The following is an 18600-nucleotide window of genomic DNA, read 5'->3' on the forward strand; positions in this document are numbered from 1 at the left end:
GCTCCCACTCCGGTGGGGGCGGGGCTTCGTGGTGCGGGGCGGTCCGGTCAGCCGAGCTGGGCGAGGCCCTCGGTGGCGATCCGCTCGAAGACGGCGAGGTCGGCGGCGAAGACCGAGTCCGGGATCGGCCAGTGGATCACCAGCTCGGTGATGCCCGCCTCCCGGTGGGCGCCGGCCCAGTCGACGAAGGCGTCCAGCGACTGCAGCGGCTTCTCCTGGGTGGAGCCGTGCAGCAGCAGCTTCTCCAGCGTCGCGACGTCGCGGCCGGTGGCCTCGCAGGCGGCGGTCAGCTGGTCGATCTGTCGCGCGATCACGGCGGGGGCCTGGTCCGCCGGCATCGCCGCGGGGCCCTTGGGGTCGCCGTAGGTCACCCAGCCCTGCCCGTACTCGGCGGTGAGCCGGAATCCGCGCGGGCCGGTCGCGGCCACGTAGAAGGGCACCCGGGGGGTCTGCAGGCAGCCGGGGATGTTCCGTGCCTCGACCGCGGAGTAGTAGGTGCCCTCGCGGGTGGTGGCGTCGTTGGTCAGCAGCTCGTCCAGCAGGGGCAGGAACTCGCCGAAGCGGTCCGCGCGCTCCTTGGGCGACCACGCCTGCTGCCCCAGCGCCGTCGCGTCGAAGCCGATCCCGCCGGCCCCGATCCCCAGGGTGACCCGCCCGCCGGACACGTCGTCCAGCGCGATCAGGTCCTTGGCCAGGGTCACCGGGTGCCGGAAGTTCGGCGAGGTCACCAGCGTGCCCAGCCGCATCCGTTCGGTCGCGCAGGCCGCCGCCGTCAGGGTCGGGACCGCGCCGAACCAGGGTCCGTCCCGGAAGGACTGCCAGGACAGGTGGTCACAGGTGTACGCGGCGTGGAACCCGAGCTCCTCGGCCCGCCGCCAGATCTTCTGGCCCTCACTCCACCGGTGGATGGGGAGGATCATCGCACTCAGACGCATGCCCCGACCCTAGGGCGGGAGGGCGGCGAACGACAGGGCCTCCCGGGCCCGGTCTCGGGGGTCTCGCGGAGCGGTAACGCTTCGGCATCCTCCGGGGCACCGGCCATTGACACCCCGCTGACGCGGACCGTACGGTCCTGTCCAAGCGACTGGAAAGTTTCCTAACAGTTCCGGTCCACCAGCCGAAAGGGGAGGATTCCGGGCATGACCAAGAGCACCGCCAAGGCTCCCCTCGCCGGCACCCCCAGCCTGCTGCGCGCCATCAACGACCGCGCCGCCCTCGAACTGCTGCTGGAGAACGGCCCGCTCTCCCGCACCCAGATCGGCTCCCTGACCGGGCTGTCCAAGCCCACCGCCTCGCAGCTGCTGTCCCGGCTGGAGGTCGCCGGGCTGGTGCTGCCGGTCGGCACCACCGAGGGCGGGCCCGGCCCCAACGCGCAGCTGTACCAGGTGAATCCGGCCGCCGGGTACGTCGCCGGACTGGACGTCACCAACAGCGGGATCCGGGTCGCCGTCGCCGACATCACCGGCAGCACGCTGGCCGAGCACAGCGTGTCCACCAGAGGCGTCCCGGCCGCCGAGACCGTGCCGAGAGTGGCCGCCGCCGTCGCCGAGGCGGTGCGCGCCGCCGGACTGCCCGCGGGCTGCCTGCGCACCGTGGCGATCGGCGTCGGCGGCGCCCCCGACCCGGTCACCGGCAAGCTGCGCTACGCCTCCCACCTGCCCGGCTGGCACTCCCCGCGGCTGGTCGAGGAGTTGACCGCGGCGATCGGCGCGCCGGTGTCGATCGAGAACGACGTGAACCTGGCCGCGGTCGCCGAGCAGGCCTCCGGCGCGGCGGCCGGCTTCGAGGACTTCGTGCTGCTCTGGGCCGGGGCGGGCGTCGGCGCGGCGGTCGTGCTCGCCGGGCGGCTGCACCGCGGCTTCACCGGCGGCGCCGGCGAGGTCGGCTACATGCCGGTGCCCGGCTCGCCGGTCCAGTGGGACGCCCGGCGCCGCAAGTTCGGCGGGTTCCAGGACCAGGTCGGCGCACCCGCCGTACGGACCCTGGCCCGCGAGCACGGGCTCGGCGCGCCCAGCGCGGAGGAGTCGATCGCCAAGGCCCTGGAGACCCCGGGCGCCGGCGACACCTTCCTGTCCGAACTGGCCGGACGGCTCGCCGTCGGGCTGTCCGTGATCGTCGCCGTGGTCGACCCCCGGCTGGTGGTCCTCTCCGGCGCGGTGCCGAGTGCGGGCGGCGAACGCCTGCGCGCGCTCGTCGAGGACGAACTGGCCCGGGTCTGCCACGCCCGTCCGGAGATCCGCAGCAGTGCCCTGCCCGGCTCGCCGGTCCTGATCGGCGCCCTGCAACGCGCCCTCTCGGACGCCCGTGAGGCGGTCTTCTCCACCCACTGAGCCGCCCACCGATCCGCCCACCGAACCACCTGCCGAACCACCTGCCGAACCACCCCGCCGATCCACCCGCAGCACGACCCGATCGACCCACGGATCGACCCACAGACGCTCCCCCTGCACCCACCTCTCCCCCAACCCCCTACGCGGGACCCGAGGCAACGACGCCTGCCCGCGCACCCCCAGGAGGACCTCGAAGTGCACGCCATCACCTCCCGCAGAGGCCGCCGCACCATCGCCGCCGTCGCCGGCAGCGCCGTCCTGGCCCTGCTCGCCTCCGCCTGCACCGGTTCCAGCGAGTCGGGCGGCAGCGACGACTCCGCCAGCGGCAAGGACGTCACCATCACCTTCTGGCACGGCTGGAGCCAGGACAACGAGGTGAAGGCGATCAACGACACCATCGCCGCCTTCGAGAAGGCCCACCCCAACATCCACGTCAAGCCGGTCGGCAATGTCGCGGACGACAAGGTCAACCAGGCCCTGCGGGCCGGCGGCGACGGCGCCCCGGACGTGGTGTCCTCCTTCACCACCAACAACGTCGGCATGTTCTGCTCGACCAAGGCCTTCATCGACCTCAAGCCCCAGCTGCAGAAGAGCGGCATCGACCCGGCCAAGACCTTCCCGGCCGCGATGCTCAACTACACCCAGTTCCAGGGCAACCAGTGCTCGCTGCCGCTGCTCGGCGACGCGTACGGGCTGTACTACAACAAGAAGGCCTTCGCCGCCGCCGGCATCACCGCCCCGCCGAAGACCTTCAGCGAGTTCGCCGACGACGCCAAGAAGCTCACCGTCGCCGACGGCGACTCGTACAAGCAGCTCGGCTTCATGCCGCTGTACCACGGCTACGAGTCCACCACCGAGCACTTCCTCGGCCAGTACGGCGCCACCTACTTCGACGCCGACGGCAAGTCGAACCTCGCCGCCGACCCGAAGGTCGCCGCGATGCTCGACTGGCAGAAGGGCATGGTCGACCAGCTCGGCGGCTACGCCAAGCTGGACAAGTACCGGGCCACCTTCGGCGAGGAGTTCAGCGCCAAGAACCCCTTCCACACCGGCCAGGTCGCGATGGCCATCGACGGTGAGTGGCGCACCGCCTCGCTCGCCGAGAGCAAGCCCGACTTCGACTGGGCCACCGCGCCCTTCCCGGTGCCGGACGACCAGGCCGCCACCTACGGCCGCGGCTACCAGACCGGCACCATCGTCGGCATCGCCAGCACCAGCAAGAAGCAGGCCGCGGCCTGGGAGTTCGTCAAGTTCCTGACCACCGACACCGACGCGGTGGTGAACTTCGCCAACGCGATCCACAACGTGCCCAGCACCTTCGACGCGCTCAACTCGCCGAAGCTGGTCAGCGACCCGAACTTCAAGACCTTCCTGGACGTCGCCAAGAACCCCAACTCGGGCACCACCCCGGCCAGCGTCAACGGCGGCGGCTACATCGTCTCGCTGCAGAACCTCGGCTACGACTACGAGTCCGGCAAGCAGACCGACCTCAAGGCCGGACTCGCCGCGACCGCCAAGCAGATCGACACCGACATCGCCCAGGCGAAGTAGCGGGAACGGTCCACGGAGCTCCCATGTCACTCGCGTTCGGCACCCGCAAGGACGCCGGGACGACCGACCCGGCGGCGCCCTCCACGCAGCACCTGCTGCGCCGGAAGCGCCGCCGGGAGGCGGCCCGCACCCTCGCCTTCCTCTCCCCCTGGCTCATCGGGTTCAGCGTCTTCTTCGTCTACCCGCTGATCTCCACCGCCTACTTCTCCTTCACCCAGTACAACGGCTTCGGCGCGCCGACCTTCAACGGCCTGAAGAACTGGGACTACGTCTTCAACCACCTGCCGACCTTCTGGCAGGGCCTGCGCAACACCCTGTGGCTGGTGCTGGTGATGGTGACCCTGCGGGTCGCCTTCGGCCTCGGCATCGGGCTGCTGATCACCAAGGTCAAGACCGGCGCGGGCTTCTTCCGCACCGTCTTCTACCTGCCGTACCTGGCCCCGCCGGTGGCCGCCACCGTCGCCTTCGCCTTCCTGCTCAACCCGGGCACCGGCCCGCTCAACCACCTGCTCGGCGAGCTCGGCCTGCCGCAGCCCGGCTGGTTCGCCGACCCGAACTGGTCCAAGCCCGCGCTCACCCTGCTCGCCATGTGGGGCATCGGCGACCTGATGGTCATCTTCATGGCCTCGCTGCTGGACGTCCCCAAGGAGCAGTACGAGGCGGCCGAACTGGACGGCGCCGGAGCGTTCCAGCGGTTCCGGTACGTCACGCTGCCGAACATCTCCCCGATCATCATGTTCGCGGTGGTCACCGGGGTCATCCAGACCATGCAGTACTACACCCAGGCGTACGTCGCCGGGAAGGTCGCCAGCGGCATCGCCGGCAACTCCGGGCAGCAGTTCGAGCCCGGGTTCCCGCAGGGCTCCACCTGGACCCTGCCGCAGATGGTCTACAACCTCGGCTTCCAGCGCTTCAACTACGGCGCGGCCTGCGTCGTCGCCCTGGTGCTGTTCGCCATCTCGATGGCCGTCACCTCGCTCCTGCTCCGCCGCCGGTCCGGCTTCATGGCGAGCGACGACTAGCGGACGGATGAGGACTCCGACATGACTCTCAGCTCCACCCCCACGCCCACGATCAGGCCTGGTGAGCCGCCGGTCCGCACCGCCACCGGCACCGCCGCCGCCCGGGCCGCCCGGCGCCGCGCCCTGCTCAACTGGGTCGCCGTGCACTCGCTGGCCATCGCCGCCGCGCTGTTCTTCCTGCTGCCCTTCGTCTTCGTCTTCCTGACCTCGGTGATGAACGACCAGCAGGCGCTCACCACCGACTACTGGCCGACCTCCTGGAACTGGGGCAACTACACCCAGGTGTGGGACACCCCCGGCTTCCTCACCTGGTGGCGCAACACCCTGGTGTACGCCGGCGCCGGCACCCTGCTCACCATCGTCTCCAGCCTGCCGGTCGCCTACGCGCTCGCCAAGTTCCGCTTCCGCGGCCGCAACCTGGCGCTGATGGCGGTCATCGCGATGATGATGCTGCCCCCGCAGGTCACCGTCATCCCGATGTACCTGTTCTGGGCCAAGCAGCTGGGCATGGACGGCTCGCTGTGGCCGCTGATCATCCCGATGGCCTTCGGCGACGCGTTCTCGATCTTCCTGCTGCGCCAGTTCCTGATGACCATCCCCAAGGAGTACATCGAGGCCGCCCGGATCGACGGCTGCGGCGACCTGCGCACCCTGCTGCGCGTCGTCCTGCCGATGGCCAAGCCGGCCATCGCCGCCGTCGCCCTGTTCCAGTTCTTCTACTGCTGGAACGACTACTTCGGCCCGCAGATCTACGCCAGCAACAACCACGATGCCTGGACGCTCAGTTACGGCTTGGAGTCGTTCAAGGCCGCCCACCACACCAACTGGAACCTCACCATGGCCGCCACCCTGCTGGTGATGGCCCCGGTGATCATCCTCTTCTTCTTCGCACAGAAGGCCTTCATCGAAGGCGTGACACTGACAGGGGTCAAGGGCTGATGTCCGCTGTTGTTTCCGGTCTCAAGCTGGCCATCGTCGGCGGCGGTTCGACGTACACCCCGGAGCTGATCGACGGCTTCGCCCGGCTGCGCGACACCCTGCCGATCGGCGAACTGGTGCTGATCGACCCGGCCGCAGAGCGGCTGGAGCTGATCGGCGGCCTCGCCCGGCGGATCTTCGCCAAGCAGGGGCACCCGGCCGCGGTGACCACCACCACCGACCTGGTGGCGGGCGTCGCCGACGCCGACGCCGTGCTGCTCCAACTGCGGGTCGGCGGCCAGGCCGCGCGCAACCAGGACGAGACCTGGCCGCTGGAGTGCGGCTGCGTCGGCCAGGAGACCACCGGCGCCGGCGGGCTCGCCAAGGCGCTGCGCACCGTCCCGGTGGTGCTGGACATCGCCGAACAGGTCCGCCGCACCAACCCGGACGCCTGGATCGTCGACTTCACCAACCCGGTCGGCATCGTCACCCGGGCCCTGCAGACCGCCGGCCACAAGGCCGTCGGGCTGTGCAACGTCGCGATCGGCTTCCAGCGCAAGTTCGCGGCCCACCTCGGGGTCGACCCGGAGCTGGTGCGACTCGACCACGTCGGGCTCAACCACCTGACCTGGGAACGCGGGGTGACCCTGCTGGACGCGCCCGGCGCCACCGGCGGACGGGAGGTGCTGCCGGAACTGCTCGCCTCGCACGGCAAGGAGATCGCCGACGACCTCCACCTGCCGCAGGCCTTCGTGCAGCGGCTCGGCGTGGTGCCCTCGTACTACCTGCGGTACTTCTACCAGCACGACGCGGTGGTCGAGGAGCTCAAGGTCCAGGGCTCGCGGGCCGCCCAGGTCGCCGAGATCGAGCGCCAGCTGCTGGAGCTGTACGCCGACCCCGCCCTGGACACCAAGCCCGAGCTGCTGGGCAAGCGCGGCGGGGCCTTCTACTCGGAGGCCGCCGTCCAGCTGATCGCCTCGCTGCTCGGGACCGACGGCCGGACCACCGTCCAGGTGGTCAACACCCGCAACGACGGGGTGCTGCCCTTCCTGCCGGACGACGCCGTCATCGAGGTGCCCGCCGAGGTCGACGCCGCCGGCGTGCGGCCGCTGCCGCAGCAGCCGGTCGAGCCGCTGTTCGCCGGCCTGATCGCCGCCGTCACCTCGTACGAGCACCTCGCGCTCGACGCCGCCCTTCGCGGCGGACGCGACCGGGTCTTCGACGCCCTGCTCGCCCACCCGCTGGTCGGCCAGCTCGACACCGCCGACCGGCTCACCGACCGGCTGCTCGCCCACAACCGCGAGCACCTCGCCTGGGCCTGAGCGCCCACCGCGCCGGACCCCCGCCCGAGCAGGGGTCCGGCGGCGAGGAGACACCGATCACCCCGGCCGGGGCTACGGCCGGGCCACGTACGAGCCGCGGGGACCTGATGACCCACCAGCCCGAACCACTCCTGCCCGGCGTCCTCGCCATCGACGCGGGCAACTCCAAGACCGACGTCGCCCTGATCGGCGCCGACGGCACCGTCCTCGGCACCGCCCGCGGCGGCGGCTTCGCACCCCAGCGGATCGGCGGCGCCGCCGCCGTGGCCGGCCTCGCCCCGCTGGTCGAACAGGCCGCCGCGGCGGCCGGCCACCCCGGCTGGACCGGGGTGCTCACCGACCACGTCAGCGCCTGCCTGGCCAACGCCGACCTCCCGGTGGAGGAGGAGGCGCTGCGCACCGCCCTCGAATCGCACCCGTGGGGCGTCAGCAACACCGTCGTCAACGACACCTTCGGCCTGCTGCGGGCCGGCACCGACGGGCCGCGCGGGGTCGCGGTGGTCTGCGGCGCCGGCATCAACTGCGTCGGACTGCTGCCGGACGGGCGCACCGCCCGCTTCCCGGCGCTCGGCGAACTCACCGGCGACTGGGGCGGCGGCTCCGGGCTCGCCATCACCAGCATGTGGCACGCCGTACGCGCCGAGGACGGCCGGGGCGGGCCGACCCGGCTCGCCCGGGCCATCGCCGAACACTTCGGGCTGCCCAGCGCCGGGGCGGTCGCCGAGGCCGTCCACCTCGGGCACCTGCCGAACACCCGGCTGCACGAGATCGTCCGGGTGCTGTTCGCGGCCGCGAACCAGGGGGACGCGACCGCCCTGGAACTCATCGACCGGCAGGCCGACGAGATCGTCCGGCTCGCCGTGGTCGCGCTCGGCCGACTGGACCTGCTGGACGCGCCGACCCCGGTGGTGCTCGGCGGCGGGGTGCTCGCCTCCCGGCAGCCGCTGCTGCTCGACAACGTGACGGCGCGGCTGGCGAAGGCCGCACCGCTGGCCGAACCGCGGGTGGTCGTCGCACCGCCGGTGCTGGGCGCGGCGCTGCTCGGGCTCGACCACCTGGGCGTGGACGCCGTGGTGCAGGCCCGGGTGCGCGAGGCGTACGAGGCGCAGCGGCCCGTCGCGGTCTGACGCCCCGGCTCCGGACCGCCCCTGGTTCCGGACCGCCTCCGGCTCCGGACCGCCCCAGGTTCCGGACCACTCCCGGCTCCGACCCGCTCCCCGAGACCTCCCGCCCCCGCCGGATCCGCACATCCGGCGGGGGCGGGAACCGTTGTGCGCCCGGCGGACGTGTACCCGGGTGCCGACCACCAGTGCAACCCGGGGGAGACTTGTGCCATGGCCGTGCCCCGTATCCTCCTCGCCGCCGTCCTGCTGACCGGAACGGCCGCCGCCGCACTCACCGGCTGCACCCCGGCGGACTCCCGCCCGACGGTGGCCGCCGCCTCCTCGGCCGCGGCCCTCGCCGACGAGGGCGCGGACGACCCGCTGCTGGACGACGACGACTTCGTCGACGACGACGGGGCCTACCCCGCGGCCGGCACCATCGCCGCCCCGGAGTCGCCCGCCCCGGAGTGCACCGCGCCGGAACCGCTCCCCGGCCACCAGGTGATGATCGTGGTCTCGGCCGGCCCCGCCGAACTCACCGCCCAGCCCGCCCGGCACAGTTGCACCCCGCCGCACTACGAGGCCACCGGCACGCCCGTCCACTACGCCTTCGCCGCCGCCGGGGTCGACGCCACCCTGGTCGACCGGCCGAACGCGGATCCGGCCAAGCCCGTCCAGCTGGACGAACTGGTCACCCACCTCAACGACTGCCTCGCGGAACGCGATCCGGCCGACCCGTACGCCTGCTTCGGCAACGCCTACGACGTGGTGCTGGACTCGCACGGGCGGATCATCCGGATCGCGGAGATCTCGGAGCCGGCGGCCTGAGCGGGCGGCCGATGGCCCCGGGGGCGGCCGAGCGGCCCGACATACGGTGTAGAAGCCGCTTTCAACTGTTGAGGTTCCGCTTCGCTACGCGCATCAACGGTCCGTCAGCTGCGGGTTTTTGACTTTCGATACGTTTTCCGGGGCCGCCCTTGGGGCGGGTCTTACTCGTGGCCTCGTTGACCCGGTTTCAGCCCCGGTGCTTTGCTTCCGGCTCGACGGTGAAACCGGTCCCCCATCCCCGCTTCCCTGACCGTTCATGACGAACGGTCGGTGAAGCCCGGCTTGCCGTCGTCGTTTTCTCCGCGTTTCTCCATGTTCGTCCCCCACGGTGCCGCCGCGCCCTACCCGGTGCGCGGTCGGCATGAGAGAGGAACCCTCACGATGGGCATGTCCCCCACCTCCCGCCGGGCGCGAGTCCGGGCCCTGACCGGGCTGAGCGCGCTGGCACTGGCCGCCACCGGGTTCGCCGCCGCCCCGTCCGCCCAGGCGGTCCAGCCGGGCAGCGAGTTCGCCGGGAACTCCCACCCGTACCGGCACGGCACCGTCCCCACCCGGGAGGGCGCCGAGCACGCCAACGCCGCCTCCGCGGCCGCGACCCGCACCAGCAACCTGAAGTACGGCGGCGCCGTCGACGGCATCGGCGTCACCACCGGCGCACCGAAGGTCTACGTGGTGATCTGGGGCTCCCAGTGGGGCACCGCGGGCACCGACGCCAACGGCTACACCACGCTGTCCGGCGACCCGTCCGGCGAGGCCGTCCGGGCGCAGCAGCTGTACAAGGGCCTCGGCACCAACAACGAGACCTGGTCCGGCGTCATGACCCAGTACTGCGAGGGCGTCGCCAAGGGCGCCACCAGCTGCGGCTCCACCGCCGCGCACGTCGGCTACCCGACCGGCGGCGCGCTGGCCGGCGTCTGGGTGGACACCTCGGCCGCCGCCCCGGCCCAGGCCACCGGCAACCAGATCGCCAACGAGGCGATCAAGGCCGCCGGGCACTTCGGCAACACCACCGCGGCCGCCAACCGCAACGTCCAGTACGTGGTGCTCTCGCCGACCGGGACCCACCCGGACGGCTTCAACACCACCGGCGGCAACTTCTGCGCCTGGCACGACTGGAACGGCGACACCACGCTGAGCGGCGGCGCGGCCAGCTCGCCGTACGGCGACGTGGCGTTCAGCAACGACCCGTACGTGACCGACATGGGCTCGTCCTGCGGCCAGAACTACGTCAACAGCGGCACCGCGGGTCTGCTGGACGGCGTGACCATGGTGTTCGGCCACGAGTACGCGGAGACCGTCACCGACCAGAACCCGGCCGGTGGTTGGACCGACTCGACCGGCGCCGAGAACGCCGACAAGTGCGCCTGGAAGGGCGTCGGCGGCACCGGCGGCTCGCAGAACGTGGCCTTCGCGACCGGCTCGTTCGCGATGCAGGGCACCTGGTCGAACGCGGTCAGCGGCTGCCAGATCTCGCACGCGATCGTTCCCTGAGCGGCGTGGGGCGGTTCAGGGGCTGAATGATCCGGCGGATCCGAGGGGACAGAGGGGTCTCGTGCCCCGAGGATCCGGTACGGGAACAGGCGCCGGGGCGGGCTGTGCGGGCCCGCCCCGGCGCTTCGCGCTGTCCCGCTCCGGCACTTCGCGCTGTCCCGGGTCCGCTGCCCCGGGTTCGCTGCTCCGGGCTCGCTGCTCCGGGTTCGCTGTCCCGGATTCCTCAGGACGGGGCGACCAGGCCGAACCCGTAGGCGTGGATGACCAGGTGGACCCGGTCGCGGGCGTCCAGCTTGGTGAACAGCCGGGCCACGTGCGCCTTGGCGGTGGCCACGCTGATGGTGAGCTGCTCGGCGATCTCGGCGTTGGACAGGCCGCGGCCGACCAGGGTGAGCACCTCGCGCTCGCGCTCGGTGATGCCCTCGGCGGACCTGCGCGGCCGGGCCGCGGCGTCCGGCCGGGCGGCGAACTCGCCGATCAGCCGGCGGGTGATGCCGGGGGCGAGCAGGGCGTCCCCGGCGGCGACCACCCGGACGCCGTCCAGGATGGTCTCCAGGGCGAGGTCCTTGACCAGGAAGCCGCTCGCCCCGGCACGCAGCGCGCCGTACACGTAGTCGTCGTCGAAGGTGGTGAGGACGAGCACGTGGGTGGGCAGGTCCGGGTCGGCGAGGATCCGGCGGGTCGCCTCGATGCCGTCCATGCCAGGCATCCGGATGTCCATCACGGCGACGTCCGGGCGCAGCCGGGTGACCAGGTCGACGGCCTCGGCGCCGTTGCCGGCCTCGCCGACCACCTCCAGATCGGGGGCGTCGGCGATGAGCACCCGCAGACCGGTGCGGATGAGCGGCTGGTCGTCGACCAGGACGACGCGGATCACGGTCCCACCTCCAGGGGGGTCTGGTCGGCCGGCGCGGCGGTTTCCGCGACGGCTGGTGCGGTCGGTGCCGCATCCGGTGCCGCATCCGGTGCTGCCGGGATCGGCAGCAGGGCGGCGACCCGGAAGCCGCCCCCCGGGCGCGGGCCGGCGCTGAACTCACCGTGCAGCAGGGCGACCCGCTCGCGCATCCCGGCCAGCCCGTAGCCGGTGCCGGGGGTGGCGGTCGGCGTACCGGCGCCCAGGTCCACGACGGTGACGGCGAGTCGCTCGGCACCGTACTCGACGGTGACGCGGCAGTCGCGGGTGCCGGAGTGCTTGACCACGTTGGTGACGGACTCCTGGACGATCCGGTAGGCGGCGAGGTCCACCTCGGCCGGCAGCGGCCGGACCTCGCCGCCGCGGGTCAGCGCGACCCGCACCCCGGCACCGGCCGTCCGCTCCACCAGCCGGTCCAACTCCTCTACCCCGGGCGCGACTTCGAGCGGGGCGGACTCCCCCTCGCCCTGCCGCAGCGCGCCGAGCATCCGGCGCAGCCCGGCCAGGGTCTCCCGGCTGGTGGCCTCGATGGCGTCCAGCGCGTTGCGGGTCTCGGCGGGCTGGGTGGCCATGACCCGGCTGCCCATGCCCGCCTGGATCGCGATGATGCCGATGTTGTGCGCCACCATGTCGTGCAACTCGCGGGCGATGCGCAGCCGTTCGGCGGTGACCGCCTGCTCCGCGGCGCGGCCGCGCAGGGCCTCGGCGTGGGCCCGGCCCTGGCGGACGGTGTTGCCGATCAGCCAGGCGATCAGCACGGTGGCGGCGAGGCCCAGGTAGGCGTACGGGCTCACCGGGTAGCCGTTGACGGCGCCCCAGGCGTACAGGGTGGCGAGCACGGCCAGCGGCATCGCCACCGCGAGCGTGGAGAGCAGCCGGGAGCGGGTGGCCACGCAGTGGCCGACCACCGCCTCGGCGATCAGGAACTGCACCGGCGCGGTGGCCGGCTGGGTCCACATCCCGAGCGAGAAGACGCCGCCCGCGAGCGCCACCGCGACGGCCGCCAGCGGCAGCCGGACCAGCAGGAAGGCGACCAGGGTGGTGACCAGGGCGGTGACCACCAGGGGCATGTCCTCGGTGTTGCCCTGGTAGTCGAAGAGGTGGTGCAACTCGTTCACGCGGGTGAAGAACCGGAACACCACGATGGCCGTCCAGAACGCCGCCACCCACACGCCCGCGGGCAGGCGCCTGAGCAGGGGCGGGCGGGGTTCGGTGATCATGACGCGATGGTAGCGGCGGCCGGTCGGACGGAGCATCGGCCCGCGGGCGTAATCCCGAGGGCGGGGGTGGCGGCCCCCGGTTGTGGCCCGGCGCCCGATGCCCGCGCACGGCCCCGACCGGCACCGTTGTCCCCGTGATCGAGATCGAGCGACTGACCAAGCGGTACGGCGCCACTACGGCCGTCGACCAGTTGACCTGCACCGTCCGGCCGGGCACCGTCACCGGCTTCCTCGGCCCCAACGGCGCCGGCAAGTCCACCACCCTGCGGATGATCCTGGGCCTCAACACCCCCACCGAGGGCGGCGTCACCGTCGACGGGGTGCCCTTCGCCGGCCGGCCGCGCGGCCTGCGGCACGTCGGCGCCCTGCTGGACGCGGGCGACGTGCACGGCGGACGCAGCGCCCGGGCCCACCTGTCGGCGCTGGCCCGGAGCAACCGGATCCCGCTCTCCCGGGTGGACGAGGCGCTCGCCGAGGTCGGCCTCGGCAAGGCCGCCGGGCGGCGGATCGGCGGCTACTCGCTGGGCATGAAGCAGCGCCTGGGCATCGCCGGCGCCCTGCTCGGCGACCCGCCCGTACTGCTCTTCGACGAACCGCTGAACGGGCTCGACCCGGAGGGCGTGCTCTGGGTCCGCGGACTGTTCCGCCGGCTCGCCGACGAGGGACGGACGGTCTTCGTCTCCAGCCACATGATGGCCGAGATGGAGCACACCGCCGACCGGCTGATCGTGATCGGCCGCGGCCGGCTGATCGCCGACGAGAGCCTGGCCGCCTTCTCGGCCCGGCACGCGGAGTCGAGCGTGGCCGTACGGACACCCGAACTGGCTCCTCTGGCCGAGGTGTTGCGGGTCGAGGGCGCCGAAGTCGAGGTGGTCGAGCCGCAGTTCGGCGTCGTCACCGGGCTGCCTGCCGCGCGGATCGGCGAACTCGCCCTGCGGCACGGCCTGGTGCTGCACGAGCTGGCCGCCCGGACCTCCTCCCTGGAGTCCGCGTTCATGTCCCTGACCGCCCACAGCGTCGAGTACGCGGCTGGAGAAGCCCGATGAGCACCATGACCCTGGTCCGCCCCGAGGCCGCCCGGGCGGCCGTCGAACCGGCGCCCCGGTTCACCGACCTGCTCGCCGCCGAGTGGATCAAACTGCGCTCGCTGCGGTCGACCTACTGGGTGCTGGCGCTGGCCTCGCTGGTGGCCATCGTCGTCAACATCAACGCCGTGCACAGCGACCTGACGTACATCGACCATCCGCCCGCGCGGCTGCCCGGCTTCCCGCCGTTCCGGTACGACCCGCTGTACCACGGCCTCGGCGACATCGCCTGCTACCTGACGGCGATCGCGGCCGGCAGCCTCGGGGCGATCACCGTGTTCGGCGAGTACACCACCGGCCTGATCCGCACCACCTTCGCCGCGGTGCCCGACCGGCGCGGGGTGATCGCCGCCAAGGTGCTGCTGATCGGCGGGATCACCGCGCTGGCCGGGGCCGTGGTGTCGGCGGTGTCCTTCTTCGCCACCAACGCGATGCTGGCCTCCCGGCACGTCGGGCTCTCCATCACCGAGGGGGTCAGCCTGCGGGCCGTCCTGGCCTACGCGGCGATCGTGCCGGTCTGCGCGCTGATCGGGATGGCCCTGGGCGCGCTGCTGCGGCACGCCACCGCCTCGATCGTGTCCCTGGTGCTGCTGTTCTTCATCCTGCCGCTGATGTTCGGCGGCGACCGCTACCGCTGGCTGCACGAGATCGGCAGCCACCTGCCGCTGTCCACCGTCGGCCGGCTCACCTACAACCCCGACTCCTCGACCACCACCAGCAAGTGGGCGCCGAGCGTGCTGGACTCCTGGATCACCATGGGGGTGTGGGCGGCCGTCGCGGTCGCGGTGACGGTGGTCGTGGTCCGCCGCCGGGACGTCTGAGGCCCACCGGGGCGGACGCCCGGGGCTGCCGTCGGGGCCGGAACCGGGATGGGCTCAGTCCCGGGAACCAGCCGGGGCGCGCCGCTCAGGCGGCCGGGACGGCGGCCTTGGCGCGGAAGGCGCCGAGGGTGGTGGCGGGGACGCCGCAGGTGGGGAGGAAGGCGGCGGCGCCGCCGTGGCGGGTGCGGATGTGGGTGAGGAAGACGGACATGGCCTCGCCGGGGGCCTGGAGCAGCGGGGCGGGGATGGTGAGCCGGCGGCCGTCGGAGTCGGTGACGCGGGTTTCGCCCTGGTCGTTGAGGGCGGTGCGGTGGCGTTCGGCGAGGTTGGCGAAGATCTGCGGGAGGGCGTCGGCGGTGCGGGCGTAGTCGGCCACGATGGCCTCGGTGGGGACGCCGAGCAGGTCGAGCAGCAGGGCGGTGAGCAGGCCGGTGCGGTCCTTGCCGGCGGCGCAGTGGAGCAGGACGGCGCCGGGGCGGGCGGCGGCCTCCACGGCGGCGGCGACGGCCTCGGGGGCGGATTCGGCCAGCAGCAGGTAGAACTCGCCGAGGTCGGCGGCGGTGGTCATGGTCGCCATGTGGGCGGTGAGGGCGTCGGTGGCCGGGTTCACCGGGGCGGCGACCACGGCTATCCCGGCGGCCTCGGCGGCGGCCCAGTCGGTGGGCCGGGTCTCACGGGGGTCGCGCAGGTCGACGACGGTGCGGATGTCGCAGGCGCGCAGCTGGGCGACGACGGCCTCGTCGGCGGCCGGGTAGGGCTGGGCGGAGCGGTACAGCACGCCGGAGCGGATCCGCAGGCCCTCGGGGTCGCTGAGGACGGCGGCGTCGCGGAAGTTGACCAGGGACATGGGGAGGCCTTTCGGATGGAGCCGCACGCGGGGCGAGCAGGACGTCCAGTAGGACATCTAGACGTCTAGATGTCCAATCCCCCGCCGGGTTCGGGACGCCCTTCCATCCCACCGCCGTCGGCCCGCCACGGCGAGCCGGAGAAGCGGCCGTCCGGTTCGTAGGATCGGGTGCGTGGCAACGAACCCCCCGGGCACTCCCCCGAACGTCCCGCTGTACCGGCGGCTGGCCCGGCAGCTCCAGGAGCGGATCGACGCCGGCGGCTACCCGGCGGGCGCCCGGCTGCCGAGCGAGCCGGAGCTGAGCGCCGAGTTCGGCGTGAACCGGCTGACCGTGCGGCAGGCGGTCGCCGAGCTGGAGCGGGCGGCGGCGGTGGAGATCCGCCGGGGCGTGGGCACCTTCGTGCGCCCGCCCGCCGTCCGGGTCTCGATCGCGGTGGACCCGCGCAGTCAGCGCTTCGACCTGGGCAGCGTGCACACCGCGCTGCCGGAGGGCGGGCGGGGCGACGGCGAGTTCGTGGTGGCCGCCCCGCCGGTGACCGGCTCGGCGGAGGACGAGGAGGCGGCCCGCCAGCTCGGCCGGGCGCCGGACGAGCTGTTCCGGCTGGACTCGGTGCTCCGGCTCGGCGGGCGGGCCCGGGCGGCGTGCAGCTACTGGGTGCCGTTCGGCCCGCTGCCCACCGAGCTGGTGCGGCCCGGCCACGCCGGGAACCTGGTGCGGGAGCTGGCCCGGGCGGGCGGGGTGGAGCTGGAGTACGACTGGCGGGCCTTCGGCGCGATCGGCGCGGACCTGGCCGACGCCGAACTGCTGGGCGTCCCGCCGGGCACCCCGCTGCTGGTCCGCGAGGGGGTCAGCTGCACCCCGGACGGCAGCCCGGCACTGTACGTCCGGCGGCGGATCGACGGCAGCAGCGCGCGCTTCGTCCTGAACTTCCGCGAACGGTAGCGCGCGCCGCGCGCAAGGCCCCGGTCGTCAGGATCCTGATAAGGTTCACCGCCGAAATTCCAGGCCGCACGGGGGATGCAGGACACAGTGAACGAGACGGACGAGTGCGACATACCCACTGAACTGGCGGAGGCGTACCTCACCCTGCTCGCCGACGTCTCCCGCACCGGGCGCCTGCTGCGCCGGGACGAGCTGGAGGCGCTGCGCCGGCTCGGTGAACAGTGCGCCGAGGCCGGTTACGGGCTGCGCGAGGTGGTCTCGCACTGTCTGACCGCGGCCCGACGGGCCTGGCAGACGCTGCCCGGGGCGACCGCCGCCGGCAGCGTCGGCGAACTGCGCCGGATGGGCGACGCGGTGCTGGCCGCCACCGACGCCGCGCTGGCCGCGCTGGGCGAGGGGCACGAGCGCTCGCAGCGTCTGGCGGTCCGTCATGAGGAGGCGGCCAGGCGGGAGTTCATCGACGACCTGCTGCACGGCCGCGCCGACCTCGGCCTGCTGGCGGAGCGCGCGGAGCGGTTCGGACTGCGACTGGCGGGCGCGTACACGGTGGCGGTCGCGGTGGGCGACGAGCCGTTCGCCGACGTCCATCCGCTGGTGCACCGGGTGGAGCGGGAGCTGGCCGGGCGGTTCGGCGAGCGGGACGTCCTGCTGGCCAGCAAGGACGGCCGGCTGGTGTGCATCGCACCGGACTCCGAGCGCGCCGTGCTGGAGGCCTTCGCGGACCTGACGCTGCGCCCCGGCCCCGGCTACCGCCCGGTGCTACGGGTGTCCACCGGGCGCCGGCACTCGGGAGCGAGCGGGGTGCTGCGCAGCTACGACGAGGCGCTGGACGCGCTGGACTACGCCCAGCGGCTGGGCCTGTCGGCCCGCCAGCTGAAGGCCGAGGAACTGCTGGTGTTCCCGGTGCTGATGCGCGACCGGGCGGCGATGGCGGACCTGGTGCGCAGCGTGCTGGGCCCGTTGACGGAGGCGCGCGGCGGGGCCCGTCCGCTGCTGGACACCATCGCGGTGCAAGCCGAGGCGGCGTACGTGAACGCGGAGGCGGCCCGCCGGCTGGGGCTGAGCGTGCGCACCCTGGGCTACCGGCTGGAGCGGATCAAGGCACTCACGGGCTACGACCCGGCGGACGCCCTGCAGCGCTTCACCCTGGAGACCGCGGCCATGGGCGCGCGACTGCTGAACTGGCCCGAGCAGCCGCTGTAGGACCCGCCCCGGCGGGCTGCCCCGACGGGCCGCTCCGGCGGGCCCAAACCCCGGGTGACCTGCCCGGGGCCGTCCCGTTGCCCGGCTGTTGCGGTGTCACCGCGGGCGTGCGCACCAGGGTGTCAAAAGGCCGTAAAGATTGCCGGATCCTGGCAATGTGCGGAGCCCGCCCGCGCTGCCATGATCTCCACGGCGCCGATGTCCGGTGCCGTGGGAAGGGCGGGGGAGCATGGCCGGGACGGGGGACTTCTTCGCGGCCGCGCTGGCCTTTCCGACGGCACTGTTCAGTTTCGCGCTGGTGGTGGTCGTCGGGTACTGGCTGCTGATGCTGATCGGCGGCCTGGGGTTCGACGCCGTGCACGGGGGGCACGGCGTCGGGCACCACCTGGGTGCCGGGCACCCGGGCCCGGTGGGTCACGTCGGACACGGTGTCGGGGGGCACGGTGTCGGGGGGAGCGTGGCCCACGGGGCGTCCGGCGCGGGGAGCGCCCACGGCGCCCCGGACGGCGCCCACGGGGGACACGACACCGGCCACCACGGGGGCGTGCTGGACGCGCTGGGGCTGGGCGGGGTGCCCGCGACGGTGGCGGTCTCGCTGCTGGTCGCGCTCGCCTGGTTCGTCAGCCTGGCCGGCACCGTCCTCACCTCGGGGGCACCGGCGCGCGGCGGCGTGTTCGCCGTCGCGCTGGTCGCCGCCTGGGCGGGCACCCGACTGCTCGTCCGGCCGCTGCGGCGGCTGTTCCCGGAGGACCGGCCGATCACCCGGGGGGACTTCGTCGGCCGGGTCTGCGTGATCCGCACCGGCCGGGTGACGGCCGACTTCGGGCAGGCCGAGGTGACCGCCGAGGACGGCTCCACCGCGACCGTGCAGGTCCGTGCACCGGAGCCCGAACCGGCCCTGACGGCCGGCCGCACCGCGCTGATCTACGACTACGACGCGGACGGCGAACACTTCCTGGTCGCGCCGTTCGACCCGCCGGTCATTCCCTGACGGCTCGTCAAT

The 18600-nt window shown here is 73.2% G+C and carries 17 protein-coding genes; 13 read left to right on the forward strand and 4 right to left on the reverse strand.

The features are described from left to right. Positions 1-47 precede the first annotated feature (47 nt). Positions 48-935: an LLM class flavin-dependent oxidoreductase gene (locus ABTZ03_RS06585; RefSeq protein ID WP_350511733.1), complete on the reverse strand. Its 888-nt coding sequence runs from the start codon at positions 933-935 to the stop codon at positions 48-50. Positions 936-1139: 204 nt separating this feature from the next. Between ABTZ03_RS06585 and ABTZ03_RS06590 the strand changes: the two genes are divergently transcribed. The 8 genes from ABTZ03_RS06590 (at position 1140) to ABTZ03_RS06625 (ending at position 10565) form a co-directional block, all read left to right on the forward strand. Beyond that, complete coding sequence (locus ABTZ03_RS06590; protein ID WP_350511734.1) at positions 1140-2330, forward strand: ROK family transcriptional regulator; 1191 nt, start codon at positions 1140-1142, stop codon at positions 2328-2330. A 204-nt stretch (positions 2331-2534) separates the two neighbouring features. Beyond that, complete coding sequence (locus ABTZ03_RS06595) at positions 2535-3881, forward strand: ABC transporter substrate-binding protein (RefSeq protein ID WP_350511816.1); 1347 nt, start codon at positions 2535-2537, stop codon at positions 3879-3881. Positions 3882-3904: 23 nt separating this feature from the next. Further along, the gene (locus ABTZ03_RS06600) at positions 3905-4903 is read left to right on the forward strand and encodes a carbohydrate ABC transporter permease (RefSeq protein ID WP_350511735.1); all 999 of its coding nucleotides are present in this window, start codon (positions 3905-3907) and stop codon (positions 4901-4903) included. Positions 4904-4924: 21 nt separating this feature from the next. Continuing rightward, positions 4925-5842: a carbohydrate ABC transporter permease gene (locus ABTZ03_RS06605; protein WP_350511736.1), complete on the forward strand. Its 918-nt coding sequence runs from the start codon at positions 4925-4927 to the stop codon at positions 5840-5842. Beyond that, positions 5842-7143, forward strand: coding sequence for a 6-phospho-beta-glucosidase (locus ABTZ03_RS06610; RefSeq protein ID WP_350511737.1), 1302 nt, complete (start codon positions 5842-5844; stop codon positions 7141-7143). The genes ABTZ03_RS06605 and ABTZ03_RS06610 overlap by 1 nt, the downstream gene beginning before the upstream one ends. Positions 7144-7250: 107 nt before the next feature. After that, positions 7251-8270, forward strand: a complete 1020-nt coding sequence (locus ABTZ03_RS06615; RefSeq protein WP_350511738.1) for an N-acetylglucosamine kinase — start codon at positions 7251-7253, stop codon at positions 8268-8270. Between the two features lie 207 nt (positions 8271-8477). After that, on the forward strand, positions 8478-9074 hold the full coding sequence (locus tag ABTZ03_RS06620) for a hypothetical protein (RefSeq protein WP_350511739.1): 597 nt from the start codon (positions 8478-8480) through the stop codon (positions 9072-9074). Positions 9075-9455: 381 nt separating this feature from the next. Next, entirely contained in the window at positions 9456-10565 is a 1110-nt protein-coding gene (locus ABTZ03_RS06625; RefSeq protein WP_350511740.1) for a hypothetical protein, read from the forward strand. 223 nt (positions 10566-10788) lie between these two features. Here ABTZ03_RS06625 and ABTZ03_RS06630 read toward each other — a convergent pair whose 3' ends face one another. Further along, positions 10789-11442 (reverse strand): response regulator, encoded by a 654-nt coding sequence (locus ABTZ03_RS06630; RefSeq protein ID WP_350511741.1) that lies wholly within the window; start codon positions 11440-11442, stop codon positions 10789-10791. After that, on the reverse strand, positions 11439-12698 hold the full coding sequence (locus ABTZ03_RS06635) for a sensor histidine kinase (RefSeq protein WP_350511742.1): 1260 nt from the start codon (positions 12696-12698) through the stop codon (positions 11439-11441). Before ABTZ03_RS06635 ends, ABTZ03_RS06630 begins: the two co-directional genes overlap by 4 nt. 134 nt (positions 12699-12832) lie before the next feature. Between ABTZ03_RS06635 and ABTZ03_RS06640 the strand changes: the two genes are divergently transcribed. Next, positions 12833-13744 (forward strand): ABC transporter ATP-binding protein, encoded by a 912-nt coding sequence (locus ABTZ03_RS06640; RefSeq protein WP_350511743.1) that lies wholly within the window; start codon positions 12833-12835, stop codon positions 13742-13744. Continuing rightward, on the forward strand, positions 13741-14604 hold the full coding sequence (locus ABTZ03_RS06645; protein WP_350511744.1) for an ABC transporter permease: 864 nt from the start codon (positions 13741-13743) through the stop codon (positions 14602-14604). Before ABTZ03_RS06640 ends, ABTZ03_RS06645 begins: the two co-directional genes overlap by 4 nt. A gap of 85 nt (positions 14605-14689) precedes the next feature. On the opposite strand, the gene ABTZ03_RS06650 is transcribed toward ABTZ03_RS06645, so the two are convergent. Then, positions 14690-15451 carry a tyrosine-protein phosphatase gene (locus tag ABTZ03_RS06650; protein WP_350511745.1) on the reverse strand — a complete coding sequence of 254 codons (762 nt, stop codon included), beginning with the start codon at positions 15449-15451 and terminating at the stop codon, positions 14690-14692. 172 nt (positions 15452-15623) lie between these two features. Here ABTZ03_RS06650 and ABTZ03_RS06655 point away from each other — a divergent pair, with 172 nt between their 5' ends. The 3 genes from ABTZ03_RS06655 (at position 15624) to ABTZ03_RS06665 (ending at position 18588) form a co-directional block, all read left to right on the forward strand. Beyond that, positions 15624-16394, forward strand: coding sequence for a GntR family transcriptional regulator (locus ABTZ03_RS06655; RefSeq protein WP_350511746.1), 771 nt, complete (start codon positions 15624-15626; stop codon positions 16392-16394). Positions 16395-16469: 75 nt separating this feature from the next. Beyond that, a complete protein-coding gene (locus ABTZ03_RS06660; protein WP_350511747.1) occupies positions 16470-17597 on the forward strand; it encodes a PucR family transcriptional regulator in 1128 nt (375 codons plus the stop codon). 229 nt (positions 17598-17826) lie between these two features. After that, positions 17827-18588 (forward strand): hypothetical protein, encoded by a 762-nt coding sequence (locus tag ABTZ03_RS06665; RefSeq protein WP_350511748.1) that lies wholly within the window; start codon positions 17827-17829, stop codon positions 18586-18588. Positions 18589-18600: the final 12 nt, after the last annotated feature.

It is taken from the genome of Kitasatospora sp. NPDC096077 (genome assembly GCF_040303245.1).
Taxonomy (GTDB): domain Bacteria; phylum Actinomycetota; class Actinomycetes; order Streptomycetales; family Streptomycetaceae; genus Kitasatospora.